Genomic DNA, 12910 nt, shown 5'->3' on the forward strand with positions numbered 1-12910 from the left:
TTAGGTAGTGGGTAGTTCATTAAATTAAATACTTAATTTGCTTGCGAAAAAGCCTATCGAATTTCTCAATAGAGAGTTAGATGGGCTTTTTTATGGCCGAGTGTTTATGATTTATAATTTACGATTTATGGCTGAGGAAAATTTATCCCAGGCGCACTTAACTGTTAAGGTAACAACTTTATTCAAGTTCGCCTATTTTATTTAAGTTCGGCTGTGTCAAAGGTTTACACCTCCTGTTTAACCTGTATCATCACCTTATAAATTGCATTCAAAGTATGACATCCGGCTATTGTTAGAATATAGTAGGCTTAATAGGGACAGTCATAGGTCAAATATAAGGAATACAGATGAACAACGAACCAAATGACGACAGCTTAGCTGAGGCTGACAAGTCACACGCGCGCTTGGCAAGTGAGAGCAGTGAGAGCTCGCGTGCGCCGTTTGAGCGTAGACAGTTTGGCGGTACAGAGCGTCAATCCAAACCTTTTGATGAAGATGTGCCTATCTCTCGTAGCGACCTAAAAAAAGGCGCGCAAGAGCTGTCCGAAAACAGCGTTGCCCATATCAACTGGAGCGTGCTGATTGTCTCATCAATCGTGATTGTGGCTTTTTCAATATGGGCAATCTTTATGCCCGCCATCGCCAGTACCACCATGAAAACCGTCGTTGATTGGATTGCGACCAATCTTGGTTGGTACTATGTGATTACCATGGTGATGGTCATCGGTTTTGTACTGTGGGTGGCGTTGTCTAAAGAAGGGAGCGTGCGCCTTGGGCCCGATGATTCGCGGCCGCAATACAAGCTTGGGACGTGGGCGGCGATGTTATTCGCCGCTGGGGTTGGTATTGATTTGCTGTTTTTCTCGGTGACTGGCCCTGTTGTGCAGTATCTGACCCCGCCTACGGGTGAAGGGGCAAATGCCGCCGCTATGCAAGATGCCGTTGTGTGGACGATGTTTCATTACGGCATTGCTGGTTGGTCGGTTTACGCCTTACTTGGCATGGCGATGGGATATTTTGCCTATCGTTGGGGCATGCCACTGTCGATACGAGCGGCGCTTTATCCGCTGCTTGGTAAACGGGTAAAAGGCTCTATCGGTCATGGTATCAGCATTATTGCCCTAGTCGGTACCGTGTTTGGTGTGGCAACCACCATGGGTATCGGTGTGGTACTGCTCAACGTTGGTTTCTCAAAGCTGTTCGGGTTAGAGCAGGGGCTGACATTGCAGATTGCCCTTGTCATTGGCGCGGTGATCTTGACCATTCTTGCCACCACCTCAGGCGTTGATCGCGGTATCCGCTGGATATCTGAGCTCAACCTTTGGAGCGCGGTGGCGATGATGGTATTCATCCTTATCGCTGGCGAGACGGCATTTTTGTTAAATGCTTTGGTCGAAAACCTTGGTCAGTTCTTTGTTACCTTACCTGCTAGGATGTTTAAAACCTTTGCTTATGTTCCCGGTAGTAGTGATTGGATGGGCAGTTGGACGCTATTCTTTTGGGCGTTTTGGCTGGCATGGGGGCCGTTTGTTGGGGTGTTTTTAGCGCGTATTTCGCGCGGGCGAACGCTGCGTGAGTTCGTTATTGCAGCGATTACGGTGCCGGTTTTATGCGACTTTATCATTGTGTCTTTCTTTGGCAACTCAGCCCTTTTTCAAGTATTGCAAGGCAACACTGCTTTTGCTGAGCTTGCGGTAGAAAGCCCAGAGCGCGGTTGGTATGCGCTGCTGGAGCTTTTCCCTGGAGCAACTATTTTGGTTGCTTTAGCGACTCTATCAGGATTGCTGTTTTATATCACTAGCGCCAACTCAGGGGCAATGGTTATGTCAAACTTCTCAACGTCTATTCCTGACCCAAGCGAGGATGGCCCTAAGTGGCTACGTATTTTTTGGGCGGTATTGACGGCGATGCTGACCATCTCGATGCTCATCGCAGGCGGCGTCATTACCATGGAATACGCGACGCTTATCTTTGCGCTGCCGGTGACTATTATCGCGTATTTAGTGATGTTTTCTTTTTCTAAAGCACTAAAAATAGAACGAGCAGAGCGCGAAGGCACGGTGCTGCGCCGACCATCTGTCACGCCAAGTGGCGGTCATATTCCAGAGCGATCATGGAAGCAGCGGCTGGGACGCATGCTGGCATACCCATCCAAGCGCGAGACGGTACAATTTCTTGATCGTGTCGTACGTCCTGCCCTAAACGACGTCGCCAATGAGTTTGAGCGGCAAGGTTACGATATCGAGCGGCACAATATTCCTCATATAGCGGACGATATCGATATTGGTGGGCCATTATTAAAGGTAGCTACCGATGCGAAAAACAACTTTTATTATCAAGTATCTATGGTCGAGACCCCGTCACCGACCTTTAGTGGCAAAATGTCACCAGTCAGCGATGTGTATTATCGCTTAGAAGTGACCACGCAAACCGGTTCTGGCGGTTATGATTTGATGGGCTTGACCAAGCAGCAAGTCATCGATGATGTGCTTGAGCAGTACGAAGCGTATCTGACTTTTATCAGCGCGCCACCAGAGGCAGATTTAGACTCAGCGCCAGTTGGAATAACAGGTAAGGGTTAAGTGGATGGTCGTAGTAAAACGATGCAGATAATAGGGGAGCCGATCCTGCCATCCGCTATTATCTGTCATTTCTGCTAGGGCGGCGGCTATTGGCGGGACAGGTTGCTGCTACCGCGACACCCTGGCCCGCCAAGCCTTTGCAACCTAGCAGTCATGACAGGATAGCCGCTACTGTCAGGGCTAGCGGTGACATTATGTACTTATTACTATCTATTGTGGTTGGGAAGTTTTTTCGGTGCGCTGGGCGCACCCTACGTTAAACATATCATACGTTTACGAATAAAAAAGCCGCTCATTCTAATAGGAATAGTCAATTAAAACTTGTAAAGTAGGGTCAATAGCGGCGTAAAATGTTTAACTGATAAGGGTTAAAAGACATAAAATTAAAAAATCAGAACTACATAAATAATTAGCCGTTCAGAGCTCATTTAATTGTGTATGTGTATATAAGGTCTTAATATGAACTCTCTCGAATTAAAAATACCGCCCGTAGCGCAAGTTATCGTTACGGCAGCTGCGATGTATGGCGTGTCTAAAGTGGCTCCTGCTTTGAAGTTTTCGTTTAAAGGTTCGGCGGCAGTGGCAGTGGGTTTAGGCGCCATAGGACTGGGTAGCGCCATTTTGGGTGTCACTCAATTTAGAAAAGCGCAGACCACGCCAAATCCGCAAGCGCTAGAAAAGGTCTCTAGTTTGGTGACCAGTGGTATCTATCAATATAGTCGCAACCCCATGTATGTGGGTTTGGTGCTTGTGTTATTTAGCTGGGCATTATATCTGTCGCACTTTCTTGCCTTTGTGTTATTGCCCATTTTTATACTTTATATGACACGTTTTCAGATTCAGCCAGAAGAGCGGATGTTGGCACAGAAATTTGGCAAAACCTATCAAACTTATAAGGCAAAAGTCAGACGTTGGCTATAAACGTTGGACATAAAGAGTACTCAACAATAAATCTTAATAAAAATAAGAGAATGCCATGCAATTAGAAATAAATGTCGTTGACGCTTTTACAGATAGGGTTTTTAAAGGCAATTCAGCGGCGGTTATCATTACAGATGATTGGTTAAGTGATGATTTAATGCAAGCGATTGCTTTTGAAAATAATTTATCGGAAACGGCTTTTATCGTTGCTGATGATGACGGCATTTATCATATACGTTGGTTTTCTCCCTTAACTGAGATTGCGTTTTGCGGTCATGCAACCTTGGCATCTGCCTTTGTGTTATTTAACAAGCATCCTAATGTAGAATCCATCAAATTTTTTGCCAAAGCCGTTGGGTTTTTAACCATTGTACAAACAGACGATGACAAAATACAAATGGACTTTCCCAATACTAAACCTAAAAAAGTTAAAGATATTCCCGCAAGTTTGTTGGCAGGTTTGTCTATTACGCCAGTTGAGGTCTATAAAAACTCGCAAGCCTATTTTGTGATTTATAATGCTGAAGCCGATGTTTTAACTGTGGCGCGTGATAACGAGCAATTAAAACAGCTTGCGCCGTTAAATGTGGTTGTCAGCTGTCAGGCTACCTCCGCTGATTATATAGATTACGATTTTATTTCACGTTATTTTTGGCCGGCCAATGGGGGCGATGAAGACCCAGTGACGGGTTCGGTTCATACGGGGCTCGCGCCACTATGGTCAGAAAAGTTAGGTAAAAATACATTGCTTGCGTATCAAGCATCGCGCCGCGGCGGCATTTTAGATTGCGTTGTCGCAGGTGATAGGGTGCTAATTTCTGGCAGTGCCGTGCAGTATATGACAGGCTTTATTAGCGTTGAGGAGTCAGAGGTTTGACTGAGCTAAAAACCGTTGGCCTGTTTGCGCTTACAGCACTGGCTGAGATTGTAGGATGTTATTTGCCTTATTTATGGCTGCGAGAAGGCAAATCAATTTGGCTGCTTGTTCCTGGTGCGCTAAGTTTGGCCGCCTTTGTTTGGCTGCTGTCCTTGCATCCCACCGCAGCCGGTCGAGTTTACGCCGCTTACGGCGGTGTCTATATTTCTATGGCGATTTTATGGTTGTGGACGGTAAATGGTATTAGGCCAACCACGTGGGATATAGTGGGTTCTGCGATTGCGCTGTTAGGAATGGCAATTATTATGTTTGCGCCGCGCCATTAGTTGCTGTTTTTAATGAAAGCATTAAAAAGTGCTTACTTACGGCGTCAACGCGATTTGCTATAATGAGCCACCAGCCGATGCGTCGTCGCGGCAAACTTATATATTATTTATTTTATACTATTTATATTGAGCATAAAGATGCTTACTGTTTTGGTTGATGATTATGCGTATCCGTAAACTGTTTAAATTTGAAAATGCGCATATTGTGCGTAATTGTAGCTCTGAGCGCTGCAAGCATTCTATCCATGGTCATAGCTATCAGATTGAGCTGATTTTAGAAGCTAAGCGCTTAGATCATGGGCAAATGGTTTATGATTTTGGTCTATTAAAATCCTCTATTAAAGACATCATCGATAGCTTTGATCATGCGATTTGTTTTTGGAATAAAGACGACCCTGAGTATATCGCTGCCTGTAAAAAATTTAGCGCGCGCTGGATAAGTTTGCCAGTATCGCCATCGGCAGAGCAGTTTTCGCGCGTGATATTCTTTTGGGCGCAAGAGATTTTAAAACAAACGCAAATGCAAAATGGTGAAGCTGATGTCAGCGTTTACTCGGTGATTGCCCATGAAACGGCAACCGGTTATGCCCAGTGTTTTGCGGACGATGTGGCAAATGAGCAAATGGGTAAGCTTCATTTAGAAGCGTTTGAATTTAGCGAGCAAGTCCGTGCCGAATGGCACGACCCTGAGTTATATGCCAAATTGATGCGCGGTGAAAGCTTTGTCAATCCGTCAGTGACAATGCAAGTAGAGACGCAAGTATAAAGACACAAGTACAAGCAGGACAGCCTGATGCCTAATAATACAAAAGAAGAGAAAAACGTGAAAACGTTGACATTGCATTCTGAAGAAGATACTCAGCGTTTGGCTAAACAGTTGGCAGCATTGCCTTTATCTGGTAGCGTTTGGCTAGCAGGGGATTTGGGCGCGGGTAAAACGACACTGACGCGCTATTGGCTACAAGCGCTAGGGCATACAGGTGCGGTCAAAAGCCCTACTTATACCTTAGTCGAGCCTTATAGCATCGAGCAGGGCGACGGCTCAATTAAGCCCGTTTACCATGCCGATTTATATCGTTTGCAAGACCCAGAAGAGCTGTCTTTTATTGGCTTTGATGAATATTTAGATGAGCCAAATGCCTTAGTTATCATCGAATGGCCAAGCCGAGCGGACAGTTATTTACCGCCGCCGAGTTTATTTATTGATATGACGCAAGCTACCAGCAGTGATAATGGTAAAGAAGCGCGGCAGGTTGAGCTGCGTTTATCAAAGGTAGGGCAGGCACAAGACTTGGATTTGTCTTCTCTTAAGAGTTAATTGGCACTTCATAACTACTCATAACTATAATGAATGTGGCTTATAAATACCCGCCAGCTTGACCCATCATCACGTAAAACAACGATACCTCTTCATGCCAGAACTGCCAGACAATCATTCTCATCTTCGCATCAAAAAACTATCGCCGCTACTGATTAACCAATTGGCAGCGGGCGAGGTGGTGACGCGCCCAGCCGCTGTGGTCAAAGAGCTGCTAGAAAACGCGATTGATGCGGCTGCCACCAATATTGAGGTGCATATTACTCAAGGCGGCATGGGTATGATTGAGGTGATTGATAACGGCACAGGCATTCATCCTGATGATATGGTTATGGCAATCACCCGTCATGCGACCAGTAAAGTCGCTGACGTGGCTAATTTGCAGGGTATCACGACGTTAGGCTTTCGCGGGGAAGCGCTGGCTGCGACGGCGGCGGTTTCTCGTCTGACCTTGACCAGTAGTCATGATGATAGTGGCATCGGCCGCCAGTTACAGGTTGCAGGCGTGCTGGACGATATGCCAAAACTCATACCAGTTGTGCACCAACGCGGTACGACCATTACTGTTAAAGATTTATATTTTAATGTGCCAGCGCGCCGCGGCAATTTGAAATCTATTGCGACAGAATTTGGTCATATTGAAACGATTGTCCGCGAAGTGGCCTTAGCACACGCAGATGTAGCACTAAGCCTCTTTCACGATAACAAAAAGCGGTTGTCGCTGTTTTCAAATGCTAACAATAACGCTCATCGTCTGCCTTTATCTCGTCTTGAGCAAGCGACTGGATTAGCTTTAACGGATAAGGCGTTAGAAATAGTAATAGACCTCACCAGTTTAATGCAGCAACCTAGAGCATACAATGATAATAGCTTTGATAGACAAGCAAGCATTAATGGTTGGTTATGGCCTAGCACGGACGCGCAGGATACTTTACCAAAGCTAATCTATGTGAATGGCAGACTGGTAAAAGAAGCATTGATTAGCAATCAGCTACGCCAACTTGCTCAAAGTGCTCAGCTAGCAGGTATCGGCTATGCGCTGTATTTTGATTTGCCAACCGAATGGCTTAATATCAATGTCCATCCATCCAAGCAGCGCATTAAAATCAGCTCGCTCAATAACATCATGGCGCATTTAAGTCATGCAATTCAGGCAAAGCTGAAGACTATTGCCGCGAGTGCGAAAACGATTGCAAATGAAAAATTATTTATAGAAACCAACACATCCATCAGTAAGACTGCTATAAACAATCCAAAGCCAAATGTGGAATCGGCTGATAAATTTTATACAAATACTCTGACGCCACAGCAAAATAGGCGAGCAATTAGACAAGTAAATGAGCTTAAGCAGCCGTATCAGTTGTCAGAAAATACCGATGATTCTCACTCATCAGAAGAGATTGCTTTTACTGAAAATATAAATCAAAGTAGCGCATTAATAAGCACGGCTAACACGCCAAAAGATTTATCAATAAAAAACGCTCCTTTACCATACTGTTTGGAGGTTATCCTAAATACGAGTAATGATTTGAATGCAATTGAAAGTATAAAGGGTAAAGCGCTACCGTGGTTGTTGTTTTATAGTCGAAGTCAGTTTTTGCTGATTGGCGTTGAGACATGGCAAGCACAATTAAGCGTGTTATTTGAATCGGACATGTTTAGAGCAAAGGTTCCATTTAATGATGCTAATGAGGTTAATCAGCAGCTTGCGGACTTAGCAGCAAAAATGTCAGCAGAAGATTTATGGGCATTTAGCGCCGATATTGAAGACTTACTTGCTAAACATGCTGTCAAATCTATAAATAGCCAGCGATTAATGGCATTGATGCTGTCATCTGCATCTGAATAAGCACATCATAGCTAAAGCTAAGTAAGTAAATATCAAACAAAAACATACCCTACTATCTGGCTTAACGCTACTTTAGCCAATGCTCATATAAAAAATAAAGGCAGTCCTATGCAATTTTCGTCCGATAGCTCATCTTATCGTTTAAATCCCCATCTGGCGAATAATAGCGTGGTGTGTCTGATGGCACCGACTGCAAGTGGCAAAACGGCATTGGCGTATGAGCTATACGATACAGGGCGTTACGAGCTGATTTCAGTAGATTCGGCGCTGATATATCGTGATATGAATATCGGCACAGCAAAGCCTACGACGGCTGAGCTCGTGCGTTATCCGCACCATTTAGTCGATATTATTGATCCCATGCAGAGCTATAGTGTCGCTGAATTCGTCAGTGACGTCGCCCGTTTGATTGACCGCTGTCATGAGAATGGCAAAATACCGCTACTGGTAGGCGGCACCATGATGTATTACATGGCGCTCATTGATGGGCTATCGCCAGTACCAGATAGTGATGATGACGTCCGCGCGCGCGTCGAGCAGTGGCGGCAAGACGAAGGCATTGAAGCGCTATATGATTATCTAGGGAAAGTAGATCCAATAAGCCATGAGCGTCTTAATGCGACTGATACTCAGCGTATTACCCGCGCGGTTGAGGTTTATTTGCAAACCAATATACCCATCAGTGACTGGCAGCAAAAGCCGAAAAAAGCGTTGGCGCGCAATCCTAATCAGCAGTGGCACGCCTTGGCAGTGATGCCTGAGCGCTCATGGCTGCATAAGCGTATCGAGCAGCGCCTAGATATTATGTGGAACGATGGTTTGGTCACTGAAGTCATCGGATTGCTTGAGCAGCATCCTCTGACACCAAACTTGCCCTCTATGCGCTGTGTCGGTTATCGGCAAGTATTAGAGTACCTAGTTCATATCAATCATCCGATATTTGAACAGCCGCATTTGGATAAAGCACAGTTTTATGAGGCTTTTGCAAAAGTAGAAGCAGCGAATGTAAGTAGAATAAAACAAGATATTACCACTCAAGCGCGCGGTCAGTCATCGACGCTCAGCGGTCAAACCAAGGCGCTTGCTTGTCAGCAAATGCAAAATAAGGCATTATATGCGACAAGGCAGCTGGCAAAGCGTCAATACACTTGGCTGCGCAAACTCACTCAATTGGCTGATGAGTCTGATACGGTATTAAATGCCAGAACACCGTCAAGTCGACTTAGCGATGAGGATAAGCGCATGACGCACGATATAACGATAAAAACCTTTGCTACCATGGCACAGGTAAGAGATTATCTATATTAAGAGCGCGTTATACTGACGGCTGATGGTAGCAGTTGTTAAATTGGCAACAGGTAAAAAATAATGACAATTAGTTTCAAAGTACAAGGTAGATAACTGCTATAATTAAATCATAGTAGAATAGTGTGAATTATATTAATATTATTGCTTTTTATCCTTATTAATTGACGATTGACGGTAAAAAAGCTTGTGAGACAAGCAGTTACTTAATTATTTACAATAATAACGTATTCACGGTAAAGTGAAATCATTTAACAAGAATTAGTGCTTATTTAGATACGTTTTATAAATAAAACTTATTATTGTATCTGCCCTTAGCCATTATAATTAAAGCAATACTTAAAATAATTGACACTAAAAATAATTATATAATATTTAGGAGAGATGTCATGTCAAAAGGACAAACTTTACAAGATCCATTCTTAAATTCGCTGCGCAAAGATCGCATTCCAGTCTCTATTTTTTTGGTCAATGGTATTAAATTACAAGGTCAAATCGAATCATTTGATCAATATGTCGTATTGCTAAAAAATACTGTCAGTCAAATGGTTTACAAACATGCCATCTCAACGGTAGTGCCAGCCCGCAATCCGAGAAGTAGTACGGCGACTGGTGCGGGCACGCAAGTCTCAAGTGGAACGCCAGTTGGTTATCCGGGTAGTGGTATGAGTGGTGGCTTTGAGCGCGGTAGTAATCTTGCTAGCAGTGGCGGTTTTGAAGAGCGCGGCTTTGCCAATCGTAGTGGATTTAATCGCGGCGGCTTTGGTCAAGGTCAGGACCGTGGTTTTGAGCGCGGTAGTTTTGGTCAAGGTCAAGACCGCGGCTTTGAGCGCGGTGGTTTTGGTCAAGACCGCGGTTTTGATACTTCTTCAGACAATCATGGTTTTGAAAATAACTCAAACGATGACTCTGACGACAGCAATGGTCTATAAGTAATAAAGCCTCTAAGTAGCAAAGCTTGATATCTGATGCATTAAGGGTACGTTATTAAGACGTCATCTGTCCGATTAAGACCTACTAATATAGTGGGTTTTTTTTGTATAAATAAACGTGCAATCATTAAGCAGTCTTTAAGCATGATTTAATAATCGAGCGATGACGAAAGTATGGCTTTAGTCTGTATTATTAATATCCGTCATAGTATAGTAAAATGCTTTATTGATTCGCCATAAATGTAGAGCCATTGAATACTGAATATAGAGCTAACGTATGAGTAATCCCCAACGCAATCTAACCCATAAACAATTTATTAGTACGGCTATCGAAGCGATTCATACCGAAATGGCGGCGCTAGAATTGTTGACTGAGCAAATCGATGATAGATTTGCGCAAGCCTGCGATATCATCTTAGCCTGCCAAGGGCGTGTCGTGGTCACGGGTATGGGTAAGTCGGGTCTTATCGGGCGCAAAATAGCGGCGACCTTTGCTTCTACGGGCACGCCGGCATTTTTTATGCATCCTGGGGAAGCGGGGCATGGCGATTTGGGCATGTTGGTGCAGGGCGATGTCTTGCTTGCCATCTCAAACTCGGGTGAGTCGGACGAGATTAGAATGCTACTACCCGTGGTTAAGCGCTTAAATATTCCACTGATTAGCATCAGCCGAGACAAGCGCGGCATGCTACCACAAGCGGCGGATATCATCTTGACGCTAGGTAAATCACAAGAAGCTTGTCCGCTCAATCTTGCTCCGACGTCCAGTACCACGGCGACTTTAGCATTGGGCGATGCATTGGCAGTGGCGTTAGTGCACGCTCGTAACTTTACTTCAGAGGATTTTGCGTTATCGCATCCCGCTGGCGCACTGGGACGGCAGCTGCTGACGCGGGTTGAAGATTTGATGCACACCAATTCAGAAAATTTGCCGCTTATCAATCAAAAGGCACCTTTACAAGAAGCCTTATTGACCATGTCTGCTGGGCGCCTAGGTATGACGGTGGTCACGGATGACGCACAAAAAGTGGTAGGTGTGTTTACTGATGGCGACTTGCGCCGCGGCCTAGAAAAAGGCATTGATTTAAAAACGCCCATGCGTGAGCTGATGGTCAGTAATCCGCGCCGCGTGAGTAAAAACATGCGCGCTTCCGATGCTTTGAGTGTGATGAATGAAAATGGCATTAGCCAGCTGCTGATTATCGATGAGGCAGAGCGCTTGGAGGCCATCATTACCCTGCATGATTTATTAAAAGCCGGCGTAAAGTAAGTACTAAGTTAATAATTACTATAGTAATAAGTACTGTATAGCCTGTTTGATTTATCCCAGCAGCGCGTTTTTGTCCTCATTTTACTTAAACCGACTGTACTGATAAGTACCATATTAAAAATAGCCTTTGATAAGAAAGCATTTAATAAGAAAGCACTTAACAAGAGAGCACTGATGCAAGACTTAATAAAAAAAGCCGGACAAGTAAAGCTATTGGTCATGGATGTTGATGGTATTTTGTCAAACGGGCAGATTATTTATGATGCCAATGGTACAGAGACCAAGGCCTTTTCCGTACAGGATGGCGTGGGCATTAAATCGTTGGCGCGTTACGGTATTTTGACCGCTATTATCACGGGACGCAGCAGTCCTATGGTGGATAAACGCGCCGCTGAGATAGGCGTAGATTATATCGTCCAAGGCCGTGATGATAAGCTGATTGCATTAAATGAGCTGTTAGCGACGCTTGATTCAGCGCTCAATATCAGCGCTGCCGATTGTGCTTATATGGGCGATGATTTGCCGGATATTAAAGCGATGCAAACGGTAGGCTTTGCGCCTACCGTTCCTAATGCTCATCCAGAAGTCATAAAACGCAGCCATATGGTGACCACGCGTGCCGGCGGCATGGGCGCTGTACGAGAAATATGTGATTTAATTTTAAAAGGTCATGGCCACTATGAGGACTTTATAGCGCACTATACGCTTGATGCCGCAAAGGCTGATGAAGAAAAACTTGAGGATAACTGGTCGTGAATACTCGTGTTTTAATAATCCTAGCGTTGGTTATCGCTGTTATTGCGGGCTGGTTTTTTAAGCAGCAAGGAGAAGTCACACCGCCGGTTAGTATTGAACCGACTGATGTCGATTATGAAGCGACAGACATTAAAGCGGTGCAGACCAATGAAAAAGGTGAAACAGAATACGAGCTAAATGCTGAGTCATTGACGCATAATCCTGTAACCAATAAGGATGAGATGAAAGGCATCACGATGAATTGGGAGCCGTCAGATGAGCAGCGTTATCGTATCGAAGCGGGCAGCGCCGCTATCAGTCAGCAGACGGGCGACATGAGCTTATCAGGTGGCTTTTCTTTAATCAGTGAAGGAAAGGCGGGCGCGTCTGACATTGAACCGATTAAAGTGACGGGCAGCACCCTAAAAGGCAATACCAAGTCAGGTCAAGTTTATAGTGATGAGCCGGTCAAAGTCGAGCAAGGTATGAACCGCTTTGAGGCAGCAAGCATGAAAGCCAACCTTGAAACCGGCGATTATGAATTTGGCCAAGTTGCCGTGGCTTTTACGCCAGCCAAACGCCAAGATAAAGCCTTATTTTAATACCGATCTAAGCTCTAACATTGCACTAATGGCAGCATTTTTTAATCATCATATTGATGTGATAATCTTTACAAGCAGCACCTAGCAGGAAGTTTGCAAACGCCACTACCCATAATGACACGAGTAACTTTTATGAAATCCAATTTTTTGCCTACTTTACACTTGCTATCGACGCGCTCTACTCAAGTAACAA

12 protein-coding genes are annotated in these 12910 nt (G+C 44.6%); all 12 read left to right on the forward strand.

What is annotated here, in order from left to right:
• The first annotated feature begins 347 nt into the window (after nt 1–347).
• The 12 genes from betT to lptC all read left to right on the forward strand — a co-directional run bounded on the left by betT (nt 348) and on the right by lptC (nt 12717).
• Complete coding sequence (betT, locus tag B4240_RS11100) at nt 348–2582, forward strand: choline BCCT transporter BetT (RefSeq protein ID WP_296239217.1); 2235 nt, start codon at nt 348–350, stop codon at nt 2580–2582.
• A 459-nt stretch (nt 2583–3041) separates the two neighbouring features.
• Nucleotides 3042–3503, forward strand: coding sequence for a methyltransferase family protein (locus tag B4240_RS11105; protein WP_296239218.1), 462 nt, complete (start codon nt 3042–3044; stop codon nt 3501–3503).
• A gap of 55 nt (nt 3504–3558) precedes the next feature.
• Nucleotides 3559–4380, forward strand: coding sequence for a PhzF family phenazine biosynthesis protein (locus tag B4240_RS11110; RefSeq protein ID WP_296239220.1), 822 nt, complete (start codon nt 3559–3561; stop codon nt 4378–4380).
• Nucleotides 4377–4706 (forward strand): YnfA family protein, encoded by a 330-nt coding sequence (locus B4240_RS11115; protein ID WP_296239221.1) that lies wholly within the window; start codon nt 4377–4379, stop codon nt 4704–4706. The genes B4240_RS11110 and B4240_RS11115 overlap by 4 nt, the downstream gene beginning before the upstream one ends.
• Nucleotides 4707–4869: 163 nt before the next feature.
• Nucleotides 4870–5472 carry a 6-pyruvoyl trahydropterin synthase family protein gene (locus B4240_RS11120; RefSeq protein ID WP_296239223.1) on the forward strand — a complete coding sequence of 201 codons (603 nt, stop codon included), beginning with the start codon at nt 4870–4872 and terminating at the stop codon, nt 5470–5472.
• 27 nt (nt 5473–5499) lie between these two features.
• Complete coding sequence (tsaE, locus tag B4240_RS11125; RefSeq protein WP_296239225.1) at nt 5500–6024, forward strand: tRNA (adenosine(37)-N6)-threonylcarbamoyltransferase complex ATPase subunit type 1 TsaE; 525 nt, start codon at nt 5500–5502, stop codon at nt 6022–6024.
• Between the two features lie 94 nt (nt 6025–6118).
• Nucleotides 6119–7873: a DNA mismatch repair endonuclease MutL gene (mutL, locus tag B4240_RS11130; RefSeq protein ID WP_296239227.1), complete on the forward strand. Its 1755-nt coding sequence runs from the start codon at nt 6119–6121 to the stop codon at nt 7871–7873.
• 108 nt (nt 7874–7981) lie between these two features.
• A complete protein-coding gene (miaA, locus tag B4240_RS11135; RefSeq protein WP_296239228.1) occupies nt 7982–9181 on the forward strand; it encodes a tRNA (adenosine(37)-N6)-dimethylallyltransferase MiaA in 1200 nt (399 codons plus the stop codon).
• Between the two features lie 386 nt (nt 9182–9567).
• Complete coding sequence (hfq, locus tag B4240_RS11140) at nt 9568–10110, forward strand: RNA chaperone Hfq (RefSeq protein ID WP_296239230.1); 543 nt, start codon at nt 9568–9570, stop codon at nt 10108–10110.
• A 277-nt stretch (nt 10111–10387) separates the two neighbouring features.
• The gene (locus B4240_RS11145; RefSeq protein ID WP_296239232.1) at nt 10388–11380 is read left to right on the forward strand and encodes a KpsF/GutQ family sugar-phosphate isomerase; all 993 of its coding nucleotides are present in this window, start codon (nt 10388–10390) and stop codon (nt 11378–11380) included.
• A 174-nt stretch (nt 11381–11554) separates the two neighbouring features.
• Complete coding sequence (locus B4240_RS11150; RefSeq protein ID WP_296239233.1) at nt 11555–12136, forward strand: KdsC family phosphatase; 582 nt, start codon at nt 11555–11557, stop codon at nt 12134–12136.
• Nucleotides 12133–12717: an LPS export ABC transporter periplasmic protein LptC gene (gene lptC / locus B4240_RS11155; protein ID WP_296239235.1), complete on the forward strand. Its 585-nt coding sequence runs from the start codon at nt 12133–12135 to the stop codon at nt 12715–12717. Before B4240_RS11150 ends, lptC begins: the two co-directional genes overlap by 4 nt.
• Nucleotides 12718–12910 lie beyond the last annotated feature (193 nt).

It is taken from the genome of Psychrobacter sp. UBA5136, from assembly GCF_002414005.1.
In the GTDB taxonomy this organism is placed as follows: domain Bacteria; phylum Pseudomonadota; class Gammaproteobacteria; order Pseudomonadales; family Moraxellaceae; genus Psychrobacter.